12 protein-coding genes are annotated in these 19,307 nt (G+C 64.2%); 5 read left to right on the top strand and 7 right to left on the bottom strand.

Annotated features, from left to right (window positions below; genetic code table 11):
• The first annotated feature begins 454 nt into the window (after positions 1-454).
• Both BSY16_RS04525 and BSY16_RS04520 read left to right on the top strand, forming a co-directional pair.
• Positions 455-6,796, top strand: a complete 6,342-nt coding sequence (locus BSY16_RS04525; protein ID WP_069058568.1) for an apolipoprotein A-IV repeat region-like domain-containing protein — start codon at positions 455-457, stop codon at positions 6,794-6,796.
• Between the two features lie 242 nt (positions 6,797-7,038).
• Positions 7,039-8,013: a Tim44 domain-containing protein gene (locus BSY16_RS04520; protein WP_083242825.1), complete on the top strand. Its 975-nt coding sequence runs from the start codon at positions 7,039-7,041 to the stop codon at positions 8,011-8,013.
• A 157-nt stretch (positions 8,014-8,170) separates the two neighbouring features.
• On the opposite strand, the gene BSY16_RS04515 is transcribed toward BSY16_RS04520, so the two are convergent.
• From BSY16_RS04515 to BSY16_RS04500, 4 genes are all read right to left on the bottom strand, one after another.
• A complete protein-coding gene (locus BSY16_RS04515) occupies positions 8,171-8,788 on the bottom strand; it encodes an ABC-type transport auxiliary lipoprotein family protein (protein ID WP_069058567.1) in 618 nt (205 codons plus the stop codon).
• A 134-nt stretch (positions 8,789-8,922) separates the two neighbouring features.
• Entirely contained in the window at positions 8,923-10,293 is a 1,371-nt protein-coding gene (locus BSY16_RS04510; RefSeq protein WP_069058566.1) for an MlaD family protein, read from the bottom strand.
• 58 nt (positions 10,294-10,351) lie between these two features.
• Positions 10,352-11,137, bottom strand: coding sequence for an ABC transporter ATP-binding protein (locus tag BSY16_RS04505; RefSeq protein WP_069058565.1), 786 nt, complete (start codon positions 11,135-11,137; stop codon positions 10,352-10,354).
• Positions 11,138-11,145: 8 nt separating this feature from the next.
• A complete protein-coding gene (locus BSY16_RS04500; protein ID WP_069058564.1) occupies positions 11,146-12,330 on the bottom strand; it encodes an MlaE family ABC transporter permease in 1,185 nt (394 codons plus the stop codon).
• Positions 12,331-12,427: 97 nt separating this feature from the next.
• Here BSY16_RS04500 and dgcA point away from each other — a divergent pair, with 97 nt between their 5' ends.
• Positions 12,428-13,411 carry an N-acetyl-D-Glu racemase DgcA gene (gene dgcA / locus BSY16_RS04495; RefSeq protein ID WP_069061365.1) on the top strand — a complete coding sequence of 328 codons (984 nt, stop codon included), beginning with the start codon at positions 12,428-12,430 and terminating at the stop codon, positions 13,409-13,411.
• Here dgcA and BSY16_RS04490 read toward each other — a convergent pair.
• Positions 13,381-14,598: an MFS transporter gene (locus tag BSY16_RS04490; protein ID WP_069058563.1), complete on the bottom strand. Its 1,218-nt coding sequence runs from the start codon at positions 14,596-14,598 to the stop codon at positions 13,381-13,383. The genes dgcA and BSY16_RS04490 overlap by 31 nt on opposite strands.
• A gap of 107 nt (positions 14,599-14,705) precedes the next feature.
• Positions 14,706-15,542 carry a UDP-2,3-diacylglucosamine diphosphatase gene (locus BSY16_RS04485; protein ID WP_069058562.1) on the bottom strand — a complete coding sequence of 279 codons (837 nt, stop codon included), beginning with the start codon at positions 15,540-15,542 and terminating at the stop codon, positions 14,706-14,708.
• Positions 15,543-15,777: 235 nt separating this feature from the next.
• Here BSY16_RS04485 and BSY16_RS04480 point away from each other — a divergent pair, with 235 nt between their 5' ends.
• Positions 15,778-18,099 (top strand): NADP-dependent malic enzyme, encoded by a 2,322-nt coding sequence (locus BSY16_RS04480; protein WP_069061364.1) that lies wholly within the window; start codon positions 15,778-15,780, stop codon positions 18,097-18,099.
• A 14-nt stretch (positions 18,100-18,113) separates the two neighbouring features.
• On the opposite strand, the gene BSY16_RS04475 is transcribed toward BSY16_RS04480, so the two are convergent.
• Positions 18,114-18,476 (bottom strand): winged helix-turn-helix transcriptional regulator, encoded by a 363-nt coding sequence (locus BSY16_RS04475; protein WP_069058561.1) that lies wholly within the window; start codon positions 18,474-18,476, stop codon positions 18,114-18,116.
• A gap of 110 nt (positions 18,477-18,586) precedes the next feature.
• Here BSY16_RS04475 and BSY16_RS04470 point away from each other — a divergent pair, with 110 nt between their 5' ends.
• Positions 18,587-19,294, top strand: coding sequence for a glutathione S-transferase family protein (locus BSY16_RS04470; protein ID WP_069058560.1), 708 nt, complete (start codon positions 18,587-18,589; stop codon positions 19,292-19,294).
• Positions 19,295-19,307: the final 13 nt, after the last annotated feature.

Below are 19,307 nucleotides of genomic sequence, written 5' to 3'. Positions count from 1 at the left end.
TTTTCGCCGCGTATCCGCAAGAACATGGGACAGCTATTCTGCGCCGCCGGCGCGCCTATCCGATTAAAAGACGGCGCAAAGTGGGCATGAATCGCAAACTATGGTTAACGGCTGAAAATTCGCCATTTTCCCAAGTTTTCCATTGCGATACAGATTCGCTGGAAATTAACTTCCTGTTAAGTTTCGGGCTAAGGGAGATGGCAATGAATTGTGTGATACAGGCTAATGTGTCACTACGATACGACCGGATATTCCCGGTGGATAAACCGTGGGCGGAGTACACCATTTCGTCCTTCGGGGTTATCGAGCGAATTTGAAATGAACGGGGGCCTGGACGCTGCTTGCCATGAGGGTATGCAGCAAGACCGGCCACCAACCGGACGGTTCGAATGCGCCTGAGCAGCGGCAGCGCGCACGAAGCCCGATCCTGGACATGGTAACGAGGCGTATCCGCATGGCGACGAACAAGTCTATCGAGTCGATCGACGAAAAGGCCTTCCAGGCCCTCGAAGAAGCACTGAAAATCGACTTTGACGATCTTACGCCCGAGACGCCCTCGAAGAAGGACGCTTCGGAGGCCCATGTGTCTGAATCCGCAAGCCGCATTTCGAACAAGACGCAGGAAAAGCCTGCAAGCCGCCCGGCAACAGGCGAAGCAGCGCGCAACCTGAGCCCCGAACCGGCCCCTAAGACGCCGGCCTTTACACCCGCCAACGACGGTTCCCGCAAGACGCCGGCCGCGATCCTGAAATCGCTCGACGTCCGTTCTGGCCGCGCGCCGATCCGCATGGCGGTCCTTGCCTCCGTCCTCTGGGTCATCGGCGGCCTCGGCGTCGCGAACCTGCTTTATGCACCGCAGATCTGGCAGATCCGTTCCATCGCCGATCTCGTGGCGCTTCCCGGCGCCATCGGCATGGTCGTGGCCATCGTCATGCCGATCATGCTGTTCTTCGCTTTCGCGATCATGATCGCCCGTGCCCATGAACTGCGCAACGCCGCCCGCTCCATGGCCGAGGTCGCCCTGCGCCTCTCCGAGCCGGAAACGGTCGCCTCCGACCGCATCATGTCCGTCGGCCAGGCCGTGCGCCGCGAAGTGTCGGCGATGAACGAAGGCATCGAGCGCACGATCGCCCGCGCGACCGAGCTCGAAACCCTGGTGCATTCCGAAGTCAACGCGCTCGAACGCAGCTATTCCGACAACGAAATGCGCGTGCGCACCCTCGTGCAGGAACTCGGCTCCGAGCGCGAGGCGATCATCAGCCACGCCGAGCGTGTCCGTTCCTCCATTTCCGGCGCACACGAACAGCTCAAGGACGAACTGGCGAGTGCTGGCGACAGCATCACGCAGCGCCTTGCGACCTCCGGCGAGGCTTTCGCCTCCATGCTCGACACCCGCGCGGCCATGCTGATGGAAAAATCCGACAGCGCCACGCAGACGATCGGCGCCATGCTGTCGGCCCGCACGGACAGCCTCCTGTCGACGCTCAGCTCGTCTGGCCTCGCACTCGCCAACGAGTTCGACACCCGCCTGGATCAGCTCACCCAGAACCTCGATTCGCGCGGTCGCGATCTGCTTCAGCAGTTCGAAACCCGCGCAAGCTCGCTTGATACCAACACGGAAAAGCTGAACGCAGCACTCAACGAGCGCGCCAAGCAGCTGAATGAGACGCTGATTGCCCGTACCCGCGAAATCAGCGAAAGCCTGTCCGTTGGCCAGCACGCCGTCACCAGCGGCCTCGATCACGTCATTCAGTCGATGAATGCCGCACTCGACGAAAAGGGCGCACAGTTCCGCCAGAGCCTCAAGAACGCGGCCGACGACACGGTCATGGATCTCGACCTGCGTACGGGCTTCTTCGACGAGCGCATGCAGACGACCGTCGGCCAGATCGCCGGCGCCTTCGACCAGCGCGTGGAGGAATTCACCCAGGCCTTCGACCAGCGCGCTGGTTCGCTCGATTCCAAGCTGATGGAAAGCCTCGCCCGCATCAACGAGACGGTCGCAAGCGGCCGCGACTCGATCGACGGCATTCTGACCTCCAGCATCGAGCGCCTTGACAACACGCTGACCGACCAGTCCTTCGCGCTCGCCACCAGCCTTGGAACCGGCCAGGAACTCTTCGAGAGCGCCGTAACCGGCCATGCGGATGCAATCAGCAATGCGGCGAGCAGCGCCCACGAGCGCATGACGTCCCTTCTTTCGGAAAAATCCTCGACGCTGCTCGGCGGTCTCGCCGACGTCCAGAACCGCATCGAAAGTGGTTTTGGCGTGCGCGCCGATGCGCTGGCCGAGAGCGTTTCGGGCAGCGAACGCCGCCTTACGGAAGCACTCGATTCCCGCGGCACGGCCATCGCCACCGACATCGAAGCCGCGCAGGCTCGCATGGAAGAGGCGCTCGGCGCCCGCAGCCAGGCATTGGTCGAAAGCATCGCCGGCAGCGAGCGTCGCCTGACGCAGGTGCTCGATTCCCGCGGTGCGACGATCGCCGACGATATCCAGGCCGCGCAGGCCCGCATGGAAGAGACACTCGGCGCGCGGGCCGACGAGATCACCTCGACGATTGCCGCCAGCCACAACCGCATCGACAGTGCGCTGTCCGAGCGCACCGCCGCCCTGTCGTCCATGCTGAACGAGACCGGCAGCCAGCTGGAGCACTCGGTCGGTTCGGCCGCGAACCGCGTCGAGACCGCGCTGACGGGTGCCGCCCGCCAGATCGACGAGGTCATCACCGGCCGCACGGCAAACCTCGCCTCGGTACTCTCCAACAGCGCCGGCTCCATGCTCTCGGCCATCGACACCGCCGCGAACCGCGTCGAAAACGTGCTCACCGAAGGCAGCCAGCAGCTTGGTGGCGTCCTGCACGGACAGGCCACGGAATTCGCCGATGCCTTCTCCGGCCGTGCCGCCGAGATCGCCGAAGCCCTGTCCGGCCGCGCCTCGGAGCTTGCCGGCTCGCTCGTCTCTACCCATGAGCAGATCCGCGCCACGCTCGACGACCGCATCAACGCCATCAACCTGGCGATCACCGACGGCCGCAACCAACTTACCGAAACGCTCAACGATCAGGCGACCAACATCGGCACCTCGATCGCCACCAGCGCCGGCATGCTGGAAATGACGCTGGAACAGCATGAGGAAACGTTGCGCCGCACAATCGACGGCAGCGCCGCCCTGCTCGACTACCGTGTGCGGGAAAGTGCGGGTGCCGTTGCCGAACGTCTCGGCGAGACTTCGTCCAAGATCGCTGAAGCCGCCAACGCCTTCGGCGCACGCATGGAACAGACGGTCGACAGCGTCGCGACCCGCTTCGACACGACCGGCAGCAAGCTCGAGGAAAATCTCGGCAAGCTGGAAGCCCGCATCGAACACAGCGTCGAGAACGTGTCGGGCATCGTCGACACCGCCGCCGCCCGTATCTCCGACACCCTGTCGGAACGGCTTGCCGACCTCGATCGCGTGGGCAGCGACGTGTCGCTGCGCGTCTCCGACGCCCTCTCCCGCCCGATCGCCGAAGTCGACCGTATCGGTGACGAGACGACGGCCCGTATCGCCGCCGCACTGTCCGGTCGTGTCGGCGACATCGAACGCGTCAGCGCCGATGCGGCCGAGCGTATCGAAGGCGCGCTTTCGGGGCGCATCACCGATATCGAGCGCGTCAGCACCAGCGCCGCAGATCGTATCGAAGGCGCCCTTTCCGGCCGCCTCGATGATATCGAACGCGTGACGGGCGAGGCCGCCCAGCGCATCGATGGCACACTCGCCGAACGCGCCACCCAGATCGAACGCATTGCCAGCGAAGCTGCCGAGCGCATCGACGGCACGCTTGCAAAGCGTGCAGGCCAGATCGCCCGCGTCACCGGCGAAGCAGCGGAACGTATCGACGGCACCCTCACAGAGCACGCGGGCCAGATCACCCGCATCTCCGGCGAGGCCGCGGAGCGCATCGGCGGCACCCTCACCGAGCATGCGGGCCAGTTCGCCCGCATCTCCGGCGAAGCCGCAGAACGCATCGACGGCACCCTCACAGAGCACGCGGCCCACATCACGCGCGTCTCCGGTGAAGCCGCAGAACGCATCGATGTCACCCTCGGGGAGCGCGCCAGCCAGATCGCCCGCATCTCCGGTGAAGCCGTGGAGCGCATTGGGAATACCCTTGCGGAGCGCACCGGTCAGATCACCCGTGTTACCGGCGAAGCCGCAGACCGCATCGGCGGCACCCTTGCAGAGGGCGCCGGGCAGATTGCCCGCGTCACCGGGGAAGCGACAGACCGCATCGACGGAACGCTTGTCAGCCGGACCGGCGATATCGAACGTATTTCCGGCGAAGCCGCCGATCGTATCGCCGCGACCATCGACGAGAAGACCGGCCGCATCGAGGAACGCCTCGGCACGATGGACCGGGCGCTCACCATCGGTCTCGACAGCGTCAACCGCACCATCGACGGCAAGGCAGCCGGGCTCGCCCAGACGCTACGCGACGCCGTTTCGCAAGCCGCCCAGGACATGGATGCCGAAGCGATCCGTTCGGCCCAGTCGCTCGCCAAAACCGGTGAGGAATTCGCACACCTCAGCACGTCGCTGCGCGGTGCCGTCTCCCGTGCTGCGCAGGACATGGGCGTGGAAGCCCAGCGCGTCGCGGAAAACATCGCCCGCACCGGCGAGGAATTCGCCGACAACCTGTCCGCCCGCAATGAAGCATTTACCCGCGCCGTCGAGGAAACCACCACCTCTGCCGTCGCCCGCTTCGAAGAAACAGAGGGCCGTCTCGCCAACCAGGCACAGTCGCTGCGAGCGGGCCTGGGTGACGTCGAAAAGGCGCTGGAAGCGCGTGGCGCCTCCATCCGCTCGACGCTCGACGATCGCACCCGCGAACTCAACTCGATGCTGGCCAGCCGCACGGAAGAACTGTCGCGCCTGATCAACGAGGAGGCCCGCCCGGTCATCGACGACTACGCTGCTGCCGGACGCGAAGCCGCGGAGCGCATCAGCGGCGTCGCGCGCGAAAGCGCCGATCGCCTGCGCAACGAGAATGCCGCGCTCATCAACGCAATCTCGGCCCGCACCTCCGATACGCTCGCTGCAATCTCGGCACGGACGGAAGAAGCTGCCGGCACGATGCGCGCGATCGAAGACGGCCTTCAGGCAAATGTCGAAAGCCTGATTTCCCGCCTGTCGGAAAGCAACGGCGCGATCTCCGGCCTGGTCGATGCCGCCAGCCAGACGCTCGGTGCCATCGACGGTCGCCTGACGAGCACGGCCGAGCGCTTCAATACCTCCGCCGAGCGCGCCTCCGACATGGTCTCCACCACCTCGCGCCTGCTGGAAGGAAAGGTCGATCGCCTCTCCGATATTTCGGCCGGCACGCTCTCGCAGATCGGCGGTATCGTCGGGCGCTTCGAGGATCACTCCAAGATCCTGGCCCAGGCCTCCGACCTGCTCGCCGCCGCCCAGTCGAACCTCGTCTCGACGCTGGAAGAGCGTCAGGATGCGCTGCGCTCGCTGTCCATTGGTCTGGTGCAGCGTTCGGAAGAGATCGAGAAGACGATGCAGTCGCTCGAAGGCATGGTCGAAGGCGCCTTCAGCCGCGCCGAAGAGCGCTCGAACCTGATCGCCGGCAACCTGCGCGGCGGTATCCAGAACTCGTTCGCTGAAGTCGGCCGCATCCTCGGCGACACCGAGAAGCGCGCCGAAGCCGCCGCGAACACACTGCGCGATTCGCTGGTCAAGGCGGGTGAGGAAGCGGGCCAGTCCGTCGAGGGCGCCTTCGTGCGCGCCGAGGAACGGACGAAGGAAGTGGCGAACCGCCTGCGCGGCAGCGTCGGCGCCTCGCTCTCCGACGTCGACCGCCTGCTCACCGAATCCGGCAAGAAGTCCGAAACCGCCACGGCCGTCATGCGCGATGCAATGCGCGAAGCGGTCGAGGAAGCTGTCGGCAAATTCTCCGGTGCGACCGAGGAAATCCGCCGTGCCGCCACCGAGATCCGCAAGGAACTCGACCAGACCCGTGGCGAACTGAAGCGCGGTGCGTTCGATCTGCCGGAAGAAGCCAAGGAAAACGCCGCCCAGATGCGCCGCGCCGTCAGCGAGCAGATCAAGGCCCTGCAGGATCTTTCCGACATCATCGGCAAGTCCTCCTCGGCGCTGGAAGTCTCCCGCCCGGCCGTGCAGGCAACCGTTGTTCAGCAGCCGGTGCAGCAGGCCCGTGTGGAGCCCGTCCGCGAAGAGGCGACGCCGCCGTTGCGCGGTAGCCTCGGCCTTGAGCGGGCCGCGACGGTCACCGTGCCGCAGCGCGCGCAGCCCCTGCCCGCCGAAGGCGACAGCAAGGCGGCCGGCGAAGGCGGCTGGATGCGCGATCTCCTGCGCGGCGCCGTCTCGCGAGAGGAAGCGCAGTTCGCCCAGCCGCGCGGCGAAGGCCAGGCAGCGCGCCCGGCCGACACCCGCAACCCGCGCCATGTCGTCGAATCGCTGAACTCGCTCTCGGTCGATATCGCCCGGGCCATCGATCACGACGCCTCGGTCGACCTGTGGCGGCGCTACCAGCGCGGTGAGCGCGACGTCTTCACACGCCGCCTCTACACGCTGAAGGGCCAGCAGACGTTTGACGAGATCAAGCGCAAGTATGAGCGCGAGCCGGAGTTCCGGACTGCCGTCGACCGCTACATCGCGGACTTCGAAAAGCTGCTCGCCGACGTCGCCCGCAACGACCGCGACAAGGCGATGACACAGACCTACCTCACCTCGGATACCGGCAAGGTCTACACCATGCTGGCGCATGCCGCGGGCCGCTTCAGCTAAGCGGACTGGAAAGCGAACCGAAAACGGCCGCCGACAAGGCGGCCGTTTTGTTTGGGGCCTGCACGCCGAGGAAACCGGGACGCAAAGAGAGCGGCAGACATCGTTACCGGGCCAATCCCGCCCGGCAGCGGCGCAGATTGTCCCACTTTCCTCTTTTCGACGTGCGAAACCTTATAATCCGCCCTCTTACCCTCTATATGCGGTTCGATATGCCGGAACAAGCATGGGAGAGAGTGACAAAAATGATTTTGATACAGGGATTTGGGCGCGGGCTGGCAATGCTGGCAATGGCGGTGATGGTGATGATGACGCTGGTGGACGTGGCAGAAGCCCGTCGCGCCGGCAGTGGTTTCGGCAGCCGGGGTACCCGCACCTTCTCCACGCCGTCGACCACGCGCGCCGCGCCGACCGATGCCCAGCCGATTGACCGCACGATGACCCGCCAGCAGTCGGCCCAGCCGTCCGCAGGCCGCAACACGACGGCCACCAATCCGCGCCCAGGCCTCTTCGGCGGCTTCGGCGGCAGGCTTCTTGGTGGCCTGATGCTCGGCGGCCTGGTCGGCATGCTGCTCGGCTCCGGACTTGGCGGCGGCATCGGCTTCCTCGGCCTGATCCTACAGGTCCTGCTGATCGCCGGTGCCTTCCTCTTGCTGCGCCGCATGTTCGCGCAGAGAAACGCACCTGCCTATGCAGGCGCCGGTGCCCAGCGCAACGCCCATCCGCAGAACGGTGGATCGGACTTCCAAATCCCGCGCATCGGCGGCGGTAGTCGTCAGGCAGCACCGCAGCCGAAGTCCGGTGACGAGATCGGCATCCAGCAAGGCGACCTCGAGCAGTTCGAAAGCATGCTCAAGGAAGTGCAGGCGGCCTATGCAACGGAAGATTTCCGCACGCTGCGCCAGATCACCACGCCGGAGGCCATGTCCTATCTCGCGGAAGAACTCAGCGACAACGCCACGCAGGGTCTGAGAAACGAAGTGCGCGACATCCACCTGGTGCAGGGCGACGTCGCCGAAGCCTGGCGCGAGGGTGCGGACGAATACGCCACCGTCGCCATGCGCTACGAAAGCATCGACGTGATGCGCGACCGCTCTACTGGCCAGGTCGTTTCCGGCGACCCGGACAATCTCACGGAAGCCGTCGAGATCTGGACCTTCGTGCGCCGCGATGGCGGCGAGTGGAAGGTTTCGGCCATCCAGGGCGTGCAGAACGCCTGATACGACAAGGCCGTGCGCTGCGACAGCAGCGCACGGCCCTAAAGCAATTCCAGCAAAAGCGCGTAGCGGTTTTGCGTCTGGAATTTCGCGCAAACATAAAAGTCAGAGCGTTTTCGCGCTTCGAAGGAAAGCGGAAATGCTCTAGAGCTTTGGTTGATCAGATCGAGCTCAGCGTCCAGCCGACGATATCGGCAGTGACCGCGGCAAAGGCCGCATCAAGCCCCTTCACAAAAGCCGTGCTGCCGGATCCATTCACCGGCACCATCGCGCGAAACACCTTCTGCGCCCGCACCGTGCCATTGCGATCATTGAGCAGCTTTGCGGAAATTTCCACCACGGCCGTATTCCCGCCGGAGGTCTGCACCTCGAATGAGCGGATGTCGGTGGCGATCTGGTAGTCGATCGCAAGCCCCTCGCCCGGCCGTCCCACGCCGCCAACCCGTCCGGTGTTCTCAAAGGCCTGAACCAGCTTGGCCTGTACCATCTTGCTCAGGCTGTCGCTCCATTGCGCCTGGGCGAGATACTGGATCTCTGAAGGCGACGGGCGGATAACGATCTGTTCGCTGTCGAGCGCCTTCAGTGCCGAGGGCTGCGGCACGAGAATCTGTCGGTTCTTGGCGGATGGCCCTTCGACGGATGCCACGGTGGACAGGCTGAACGTGTCATTCTTGGCCTGTGTGCTGCCGCACGCGGCAAGCGTTGCTGCCAGTACGGCGATGAACGCGGCGCGCGCCGCAGTCCCGTTCCGCAACAACTCCATACCCGATACCGTCATGTCGTCCTCAAACCCTTGTGCCCAGATGTGTAGCAGTGGCACGGCATGCTGTCACGGCTGCGGGCGCGGACAAAGTCACGTCCGACCTCCAGCCGTTAACCATTGTGGAGATAGGGCCACACTTCCCGGCTGGATCACCGCCGGGTGCGGCCGTCATACTGCTTGACCGTCTCGCCGCCGAACAGCAGGCGCTGCGGATTGCGCTCGAAACCGGAGATCGCACTGTCGAGATTCTGGATTGTCCGACGTGTATCGAGCACTAGCGCCTCGACATCCCGCAGGCCGGAGCCGGAGAATCGCTGGATCCCGTCGGCGATCGGTCCGATTCGGCCATTCAGCGTATCGGCGGCCTGCTTGATCGACTGCAGCGTTGCCTTGGCTTCGGCGAACAGTGATTCGGAATCACCCTCGCCCAGGAAGCCGTCGAGCTTTGCCAGCACGCCATCGACCCGCGAGGACGCGGCGTTCAGCTTGTTGCTCATCTGCTGCACGTCGGTGATGATCTGGTCGATATCCTCTTTGCGCTCGCCGATGCTGTTGGCAACGCCGGTGACGGAGGCGATCGCCTTGCGCGCATCCGCCGTCGCCACGGAAATGTTGTCGATCGCCCCACCGACCTTCTGCGTATCGACGACCGCGACAAGGCTATCGACCTTATCGAGCGTTGCCGTTGCCCGCTTGCCGAAGGTGTCGAAGGTCTCGGCCGTCTTGCGGAAGCCTTCGACGGTCGTCTTGATGTCGCCCGAGGCCGAGGCGATATCCTTGCTGACCTTGTCGACATTGCTGACGAAGTCCTCGACCTTCTTCGGGTCGACCGCCTTGATGAGATCGTCGACCGATGCAAGCACCGTGTCCAGGCGGCTGGACAGGTTCGTGAAGGTCTCCGACAGGCCGCCGACGCTTTGCAGGAATTCGTCGATTTTCTCGCCGTTGCGGGCAAGCGAGCCCGAAAACTGATCGGCATTGCGGATCGTGTTGGTGAGCGGGCCGCGTGCGTCCGCGACAAAGCCCTGGATGTCGGTGATCGCAGTGTCTGCCCGCTTCAAGATCTTGTCGGCGGTCGAAAGGATGTTCGTCACGCTGGACTGCTCAGCCTGAAGCACCGCCGGCGTTTCGGTATCGAAGGCCTGGCGAAGGATGTTCTGGTCGTTCGCGCTACCGCCGGAGAGCTCGATATAGGCAGCACCCGTCAGGCCCTGCACTTCGAGCACGGCCTTGGTGGACTGCTTGACCGGTGCGGAGGTCGAGACCTCCGTCATGGCGACGGAGAAAAGCGGATCCTTGGCATCGATGGCAAGGCTGCGCACGGAGCCGACGGGGATGCCGTTGAAGCGCACCGGCGAACCGACGGAAAGGCCGTTCGCCGAGCCGGGAATGCGGATGGCAAGCTGCGCCATCTCACCGCCGCGACCATATTGCGACATCCAATAGACGAAGCCGAAGGCGGCGGCCATGACCAGCACAGTAAAGAAACCGACGAGGGCGTAATTGGCTTTCGTTTCCATGCTTCAGGCTATCCCGCTCGCAATTCCATCCGCCGGGACCAAGAGGCCCGGATGCTCCTTACGTCTTCCGCACGATCGACCGTGCACGCTTGCCCCGGAAATAGGACTGCACCCACGGATCGTCAAAGGCCAGCATGTCCTCGATCGTGCCTTCAACCAGAACCTTCTTCTGCCCGAGGACGGCGATGCGGTCGCATACCGAAAACAGGCTGTCGAGGTCGTGAGTCACCATATACACGGTCAGTCCGAGGGTGTCGCGCAGTTTGGCGATCAGCTCATCGAATTCGGCTGCACCGATCGGGTCGAGGCCGGACGTCGGCTCATCGAGGAAAACCAGCGCCGGATCGAGCGCCAGCGCGCGCGCCAAGGCGGCTCGCTTGATCATGCCGCCGGAAAGCTCGGAAGGGAACTTGTCCGCCGCTTCGGGCGCAAGGCCGACCAGCTCGATCTTCAGGCGCGCCAGCTCGTCCATCATCGCCTGCGGCAGGTCGAGATATTCGCGCATCGGCACCTGGATGTTCTCCTTCACCGTCAGCGCGGAGAACAGCGCGCCGTGCTGGAAGAGCACGCCGAGCTTCATGTCAAGCGCCAGGCGCTCCGCCTCGCTCGCCTTGTCAAAATCCGTGTCGAAGATGCGGATCGCGCCGGATCGGCGCGACAGAAGCCGCAGCACCGTGCGCATCAGCACCGACTTGCCGGTGCCGGACGCACCGACGAAGCCGAGGATCTCGCCGCGGTAGATATCGAGGTTGAGCTTGTCGAGCACGATGTTGCTGCCGAAGCCGACGGTCAGATCCTTGACCGAAAGCACCACATTGTCCTGTTTTGCCGAAGTCGAATCCATGAGTATCCCTAGAAGTCGATTGCGGCGTAGAACATGGCGAAGAGGCCGTCGACGAGAATGACGACGAAGATCGACTTCACGACGGAGGCTGTGACATGGCGGCCAAGTGATTCGGCACTGCCGCCGACCTTCAGCCCCTCCACGGAGGCGACGATGCCGATGATCAGCGCCATGAACGGCGCCTTGATCATGCCCGAGACGATCGTCGAAAGGTCGATCGCCTCGCGAAGCCGCGACAGGAACGTGTCGAAGGTGATGCCGGAATAGGACCAGGCGACCGCGGCGGCACCGAACAGCGCCGCGAAATTGGCAATGATGGTGAGCAGCGGCAATGCCACGGTGAGTGCTACGAGGCGCGGAAACACCAGCACGCCGATCGGGCTCAATCCCATGACCTTCAGCGCGTCGATCTCTTCGCGCATCTTCATCGAGCCGATTTCGGCGGTGATCGCGCTGCCGGAGCGACCGGCGATCATGATGGCGGTCAGGAGTACGCCGATTTCACGGAGCTGGAGAATGCCGACGAGATCGACGACAAAAACTTCGGCGCCGAAGTAACGCAGCTGGAAGGCGCCCTGTTGCGCGATGATCGCGCCGATCAGGAAGGACATCAGGAGAATGATCGGCACGGCGCGCACGCCCATGCGGTCGATCTGGTGGACGATTGCCGCGGGTGACAGGCCACTCTGGCGCCCGAGCTTCAGCTGCGCACCGCGCACAGCCGAGCCGAGAATGAACATGGCGGCAACCGCATCATCCCAGACGTCCACCATGGCACGACCGATCGGCGCGAAAATGCGCTCGAAGCGCGAGGCGGGCGGCCCCTTCTCCTCACGCGGCTCGGCAAGCTTTTCGGGCAGCGCGGCGATCAGGTCGGCATAGTGCGCGCCTTGGCGGTCGCTAACGCTCACCTCGCTGCCACCGGCCTGCCGCTCGGTGATCGCCCGGCGCAACAGCCAGGCCCCGGCCGTGTCCATTTCGGCAACACCGCTGAGGTCGATTTCGAGGGAGGCGCCGTTTTTGCGGGCGACCTCGGCCAACCGTTTGCTGGCGGCGACCGCGGTCACGTTCACCCAATGGCCGGAGAGACGCCAGATCTCCCCGTCCTTGCCCGACAGGCTTTCGGTCACGATTTCGGCTGAGGGGCTGGCGGCGGTCAAATCTCTTGCATCTTCCCGTGCTTGGGACAACATGCGCCTGTCTTATCGGCTCGCCGGCCATCTGTCACCGAACGAACCGGTAAAAGCCCCGTCCCGCCTCGATTTTTTCAGGCCCGCCAGGATCGACATGATGCACCGAACCCTTCTTGCCACCCCCGAAAGCTTTCCGATTGCCGGGGCTTTCACCATTTCGCGCGGTGCCAAGACGACGGCCGAGGTGGTGACCTGCACGATCGGCGCTTCGGGGCTGACAGGACGCGGCGAATGCGTGCCCTACAGCCGCTACGGCGAATCGGTCGCCAGCGTGCTGGCTGCCATCGAGGAGATGCGTGGCGCCATCGAAGACGGCATCGGCCGCGAGGACCTTGCCAACCTGATGCCGGCGGGCGCAGCCCGCAATGCGCTCGATTGCGCGCTGTGGGATCTCGAAGCCAAGCTCTCCGGCGTGCCGACCTGGCAAGTCATCAACACGGCCGCCCCGCAAAAACTCGTCACTGCCTATACACTCTCGCTCGGCGAACCGGAGGCGATGCAGCGCCAGGCGGCGGACCATGCATGGCGGCCTCTGCTGAAGGTCAAGGTTGGCACCGCCGACGATGCCGAACGCATCCGTGCGGTCCGCGCCGGGGCGCCGGAAAGCGCCATCATCCTCGATGCCAACGAAGGCTGGACGCCGGAAAACCTCGCCTATCATTTCTCGATCTGCGCCGAGGCGCGCATTGCGCTGGTGGAGCAACCGCTTCCGGCCGATAATGATTCGGCGCTCCGCGACAATGCCCGCCCCATCCTCGTCTGCGCCGACGAGAGCGTGCACCGGGCGGCGGATGTGGCAAAGCTCGCCGACCGCTATGACGCGATCAACATCAAGCTCGACAAGGCTGGCGGGCTCACGGAAGCGCTGATGCTGCGCGAGATGGCCAAGGAACACGACCTGAAGATCATGGTGGGCTGCATGGTCGGCACCTCGCTCGGCATGGCGCCGGCCGTGCTGCTCGCACAGGGCGCCGATTTCGTCGATCTCGACGGACCGCTGCTGCTTGCCCGCGACCGGGAGCCGGGCCTTCAGTATGAGGGTTCTACAGTCTACCCGCCAGAAGCCGCCCTTTGGGGCTGAGCGCGGGGCGCGACGACCCGGCCGGCAATGATGGCGACGAGGCCGGCCGCGGCGACGAGCGACATCAGGTAAAAACCCTGAACGCCGTACCAGCTGAACGTATAGCCGGAGACGAACGTCGCAATCGCGGTGAACATGCCGGTGTAGAAGAAGTAGAGCCCCTGCGCGGCCGCCTCCTGCTCTTCTGCCACACGCTCCACGAGCCGGCTCTGCGCACTCATGTGGATGAGCGCGTAGGTGAAGGCGTGCAGGCATTGCAGCACAAAGTAGCCAGCGAAAGACATCTCCATCGGAAAGAGGATCCAGCGCGCGACGGCCACCCCGCCGCCGACGATCATCATCGACCACAGATTGAAGCGCTGCCTCAGCTGGACGGCAAACAGGAAGAAAACCACCTCCGCAAGCACGCCCGCACTCCACAGGATGCCGACATCCACGCCGCTGAAACCCATCTTCTGCCAGTAGATCGCCGAGAAGGCGAAAAGCATGGCGTGGCTGGCGTTGACGAGGGAGACACCGATCAGCATGAGCTGCACATCCCACTGGCGCAGCGTGCTTTTCGTCGGCATCGTCGCGATCGCCGATATCGGGGAAGGCCGGCGCGGCTTGCCGATCCGGGGCGCGATCATCGCGCCGAGCACCGTCAACACGAAGGCAGCCGCCATCGCCGGCAGCACCATGTCACCGCCATAGAGGCCGGCAAGCCAGCCGCCGGTCATCGTCGCCAGAATGAAAGCGAGCGAGCCCCAGAGGCGCATCCTGCCATAATCGAAATTCCAGCGGCGCACACCGGAAAGCATAATCGCCTCGGTGATCGGGACGTATGGTGAGTAGACCGCACCCTGTAGGGTATAAAGCAGCAGAACGGGCCAGAAAGACCCCGTCGCAAACAGTGCCACCGCCGTCAGCAGAGACAGCAACCCCGACCAGATGAGCACAATCGACCGCTCGCCGATCCGGTCAGCCACCACACCGGCAATGGGTGCGGTGAAGATGCGTACGAACATCGGCACGGCGAGCACGATACCGATCTGGAAATCGCTCATCTTCAGCGTTTCCAGCCAGACAGGAAAGAACGGCAGCGCAATGCCGTTGACCATCATCGGCGCACAGAAAACGAGGGCAATACGCGCGGCGAAGAACGGCGGCGCGCCGGTGGTCACGGAAAACCCGGAAGGGGCGGTCATTGGCGGGGAACCTGCGTTGGAACGCCCTCGGCTCTAGCACGCCGACGTACGTACGCCAATCCGCTATTTCTGCCCTTTGCCGACAATGCCCGATTTGTGAAAGCCGGCTATGCGGCTTCCGACTCGCGGGCCTCGATCGCCAGCATCTGGCGCGACACCGGAACCACCTCGGCAGGCGTCGTTGCGAGCTTCTGCCAGGTGATCAGCTCCATCTCGCCATCATGGTGCTCGGCAATCGCCGTGCAGCTCTCCACCCAGTCGCCGCTGTTGATGTAGCGGATGCCGTCGATCTCGGTGATGACGGCGTGGTGGATATGGCCGCAGATAACGCCATCGGCGTCGTTGCGCCGCGCCTCTTCGACGACGACCTTCTGGAACTCGCCGATGAAGTTCACGGCCGATTTCACCTGCTGCTTGGCCCAGGACGAGAAGGACCAGTATGGCAGGCCGAGCCGGCGGCGGATGGCGGCGAAGACGACGTTGATGGCGATGGCCGCATCATAGGCCCAGTCGCCGAGATAGGCGACGACGCGGGCATGGCGCACGACGACGTCGAATTCGTCGCCGTGCAGCACGAGGTAGCGCTTGCCGTCGGCCGCTTCATGGATGATGCGCTCGGCCACCTCGACGCCACCGAAATGGGTGCCCGGGAACTCGCGCAGGAATTCATCATGGTTGCCGGGGATGTAGATGATGCGCGTACCCTTGCGCGCCTTGCGCAGCAGCTTCTGCGTCACGTCGTTGAAGGCCTGCGGCCAATACCAGTTGCGCTTGAGGCGCCAGCCATCGACGATGTCGCCGACGAGCACGATCGTCTCCGCTTCATGATGCCGCAGGAAGTCGATCAGGAAGTCCGCCTTGGCTGCCTTCGATCCCAGATGCACGTCCGAGATGAACAGCGTACGGAAGTAGCGAATGTTCGGGTCAGCGGGGGTCACAGTCATGCGTGGTTCTCCGGGTGGCCGGCCGCCGCGATGATCGTCATAAAGGGCGGCTTTGATACAGTTGAAAACCAGAGTCCTGTTTCAGATTGATGACACACCTATGCCTTTTCGATCCGCAAATAGGCATTGCACCGGTCGATGAATGCGGCTTTATGGAAGGTTCCGAAAACTTCACGTCGCGGCGGTTTCGTGTCAGGAATGGCCGCAACGAAAACAGCATATGGCAGGGAGCATCATGAGCACGGGTGATAAATCGAGGACGCAGGACGGTCCGGTAAGCGGCGACATCGACCAACAGGCCCTCTTCTTCCACCGTTACCCCCGCCCCGGCAAGCTCGAGATCACCGCCACCAAGCCGCTCGGCAACCAGCGCGACCTGGCACTTGCCTATTCGCCCGGCGTCGCCGCACCGTGCCTCGCCATCCGCGACGATCCGAACACCGCCGCCGACTACACGGCGCGCGCCAACCTGGTCGCCGTCGTGTCGAACGGCACGGCCGTTCTCGGGCTCGGCAATATCGGACCGCTGGCCTCCAAGCCCGTCATGGAAGGTAAGGCCGTCCTTTTCAAGAAATTCGCCGGCATCGACGTCTTCGACATCGAAATCGACGCGCCGACCGTCGACGAGATGGTCAATGTCGTGTCCGCGCTGGAGCCGACCTTCGGCGGCATCAACCTGGAAGACATCAAGGCGCCGGAATGTTTCGAGGTGGAGCGTCAGCTGCGCGAGAAGATGGATATCCCCGTCTTCCACGACGACCAGCATGGCACGGCGATCATCGTCGCCGCCGCGGTGCTGAACGGCCTGGAACTGGCCGGAAAGTCGCTGCATGAAGCGAAGATCGTTACCTCCGGGGCCGGCGCCGCAGCACTTGCCTGCCTCAACCAGCTCGTGGTGCTCGGTGCCAAGGTCGAGAATATCTGGGTGCACGATCTCGAAGGCCTCGTCTACAAGGGCCGCGAAGTGCTGATGGACCAATGGAAGGACGTCTACGCGCAGGAAACGGACAAGCGCCAGCTTTCCGAGAGCATCGACGGTGCCGACGTCTTCCTCGGCCTTTCGGCCGCCGGTGTGCTGAAGCCGGAACTGCTCGCCCGCATGGCGGAACGGCCGCTGATCATGGCGCTCGCCAACCCGACGCCGGAAATCATGCCGGAAGAAGCGCGCGCCGCCCGCCCGGACGCCATGATCTGCACCGGTCGCTCGGACTTCCCCAACCAGGTCAACAACGTCCTCTGCTTCCCCTACATCTTCCGCGGCGCGCTCGATTGCGGCGCGCGCACGATCAACGAGGAAATGAAGATGGCGGCGGTGCGGGCGATCGCAGCGCTTGCCCGCGAGGAAGTGTCCGATGTTGCCGCGCGCGCCTATTCCGGTGACACGCCGAGTTTCGGCCCGAACTACCTGATCCCCTCGCCCTTCGACCAGCGCCTCATCCTGCGCATCGCACCGGCCGTCGCGCGTGCGGCGGCGGAAACCGGCGTTGCGACGCGTCCGATCACCGATTTCGACGCCTATCTCGACCAGTTGAACCGCTTCGTCTGGCGCTCGGGCTTCATCATGAAGCCGATCTTCGCCGCCGCGAAAAAGGCCGAAAAGAAGCGCGTGATCTTCGCCGAAGGCGAGGACGAGCGCGTGCTGCGCGCCGCCCAGGTGCTGCTGGAAGAGGATATCGCCAAGCCGATCCTCATCGGCCGCCCGCACATCATCGAAACGCGCCTGAAGCGGTATGGCCTGCGTGTGCGCCCGACGGTCGATTTCGAGGTGGTGAACCCGGAAGACGATCCGCGTTACCGTGACTATGTCGACGAGTACTTCCGCATCGTCGGCCGCAAAGGCGTGAACCCGGAAGCCGCCCGCACCATCGTGCGCACGAATCAGACGGTCATCGGCGCGCTTGCCGTCAAGCGCGGCGACGCCGATGCTCTGATCTGCGGCGTCGAAGGCCGCTATGCCCGGCATCTGCGCGATGTGCGCCAGATCATCGGCAAGCGGGACGGCGTGCTCGATTTCTCGGCGCTCAGCCTGCTCATCTCGCAGCGTGGTGCCACCTTCTTCACCGATACCTACGTCACCTGCGAGCCGACCGCCGAAGCAGTGGCCCAGATGACGGTGATGGCGGCACAGGAAATCCGCCGCTTCGGCATCACGCCGCGCGCCGCCCTCGTCTCGCACTCGAACTTCGGTTCGCGCGATTCCGAAAGCGCCTTCAAGATGCGCCACGCTATGGAGCTTGTGCGGGAGACGGACCCGGATCTCGAGGCCGACGGTGAAATGCACGGCGATGCGGCCATTTCCGAGGCCCTGCGCCAGCGCGTCATGCCGGATTCGACGCTGACGGGCGAAGCAAACCTGCTTGTCTTCCCAAATCTCGACGCCGCAAACATCACGCTCGGCGTGGTCAAGACGATGACGGACAGCCTGCATGTCGGCCCGATCCTGCTCGGCGCCGCCCTGCCCGCCCACATCCTGTCGCCGTCCGCTACTTCGCGCGGCGTCGTCAACATGGCCGCCCTTGCCGTGGTCGAAGCCTCCTATCCGGAAGGTTCGATCTGATTGGAAGGCTTGCCTTACGAAACGGCCGCCGCTTCGGCGGCCGTTTTCGTTTTTGGCGCCGGACGGGCGCCGTCATGTGCCTCCCACCAGTCGCCCAGCGCATCGATCAGCGGCATCACGGTAAGGCCGGCAGGCGTCAGGTCGTATTCGACACGCAGCGGATAACCGTCGAAGACCGTGCGTTCGACCAAACCGGCCTTTTCCAGCTTGCGCAGCTCCAACGTGAGGATGCGATGCGAAACGGTCGGATTGTCCCGTCGCAGATCACTGAAACGCTTGGTGCCATCCTTCAGATAGTAAATCAGCAGCGTCGGCCAGCGGCCGCCCAGCACCTGCATGACCTCCTCGATCGGGCAACGGGAAACGAGATCCTTCATGGCAGGCTCCGGCGTGGTGACAAAAATGTGCGTAATTTACATGGGGGCAGGCAAGGCTTAGGTCCAGTGTCGCTGCGCAGCGTGGTCAACAGAAATCACGGAGAACAACATTGGAACCGATCCTCATCTACGGCTTCCCCGCCGGAAGCTCCATGGGCCTCGTCGCAGCACTTGAATGGCTCGGCAAGCCCTACAGGCTCTGCCGCGTCGACATGCTGGGCGAAATGCGCGACCCCGCCTATGCCCGTCTCAACGCCCGGCACGAGACACCCGCCCTCGTCACCGATGACGGCCGCGTCATCACCGAAACCATGGCGATCGCCCACTGGCTCGCCGCGCGCGACACGGAACGGCGCATCAGCTTCACCCCCACCGCGCCTGAAGCCGATCGCATGATGCAACTGATGGCCTACCTCAACACCGGTTTCACCGGCGCCTTCAGCCCGCTCTGGTCGGCGCTGGAAATGGAGACGCCGGACCCGGTGCTGCAGCAGTCGCTGCGGGCGTATGGACGTGAAGCTGTCATCGAGCGACACGACAAACTGGAGGCCATGCTCGGCGACACACCCTACCTCGTGGGCGGGCATCCCACGCTGGCGGACGGCGTGCTCATCGGCGTTGCTCGCTGGCTCGATTATCACGAGGTGGCACCGGCAAGCCGCTGGCCGCGCATCGAAAAGGTTCGCCGCCTGTTGGAAACCGACGCCGCCGTGCGCTTCGCAACGGCACTGGAAAACGGCGAGACCCCGGTCGGATCAGGCGTCGTCAAGGGCCATATCCCGCTCGCCGAGGTGATCGAGCGTTTCGGCCGCAGTTGATCGCGGAAGGCCG

Origin of the sequence: Sinorhizobium sp. RAC02 (assembly GCF_001713395.1) — a bacterium.
Classification (GTDB): domain Bacteria; phylum Pseudomonadota; class Alphaproteobacteria; order Rhizobiales; family Rhizobiaceae; genus Shinella.
Note: the sequence above shows the minus strand (reverse complement) of the source record. Positions and strands in the feature narration are given on the sequence as shown.

Excerpts from the sequence above, each read along its gene's own strand:
- dgcA (WP_069061365.1), top strand. The coding sequence starts at position 12,428 with ATGCACCGAACCCTTCTTGCCACCCCCGAAAGCTTTCCGATTGCCGGG.
- BSY16_RS04490 (WP_069058563.1), bottom strand. The coding sequence starts at position 14,598 with ATGACCGCCCCTTCCGGGTTTTCCGTGACCACCGGCGCGCCGCCGTTC.
- BSY16_RS04475 (WP_069058561.1), bottom strand. The coding sequence starts at position 18,476 with ATGAAGGATCTCGTTTCCCGTTGCCCGATCGAGGAGGTCATGCAGGTG.
- BSY16_RS04510 (WP_069058566.1), bottom strand. The coding sequence starts at position 10,293 with ATGGAAACGAAAGCCAATTACGCCCTCGTCGGTTTCTTTACTGTGCTG.
- BSY16_RS04485 (WP_069058562.1), bottom strand. The coding sequence starts at position 15,542 with ATGACTGTGACCCCCGCTGACCCGAACATTCGCTACTTCCGTACGCTG.
- BSY16_RS04505 (WP_069058565.1), bottom strand. The coding sequence starts at position 11,137 with ATGGATTCGACTTCGGCAAAACAGGACAATGTGGTGCTTTCGGTCAAG.
- BSY16_RS04515 (WP_069058567.1), bottom strand. The coding sequence starts at position 8,788 with ATGACGGTATCGGGTATGGAGTTGTTGCGGAACGGGACTGCGGCGCGC.
- BSY16_RS04525 (WP_069058568.1), top strand. The coding sequence starts at position 455 with ATGGCGACGAACAAGTCTATCGAGTCGATCGACGAAAAGGCCTTCCAG.
- BSY16_RS04480 (WP_069061364.1), top strand. The coding sequence starts at position 15,778 with ATGAGCACGGGTGATAAATCGAGGACGCAGGACGGTCCGGTAAGCGGC.
- BSY16_RS04500 (WP_069058564.1), bottom strand. The coding sequence starts at position 12,330 with ATGTTGTCCCAAGCACGGGAAGATGCAAGAGATTTGACCGCCGCCAGC.
- BSY16_RS04520 (WP_083242825.1), top strand. The coding sequence starts at position 7,039 with ATGATTTTGATACAGGGATTTGGGCGCGGGCTGGCAATGCTGGCAATG.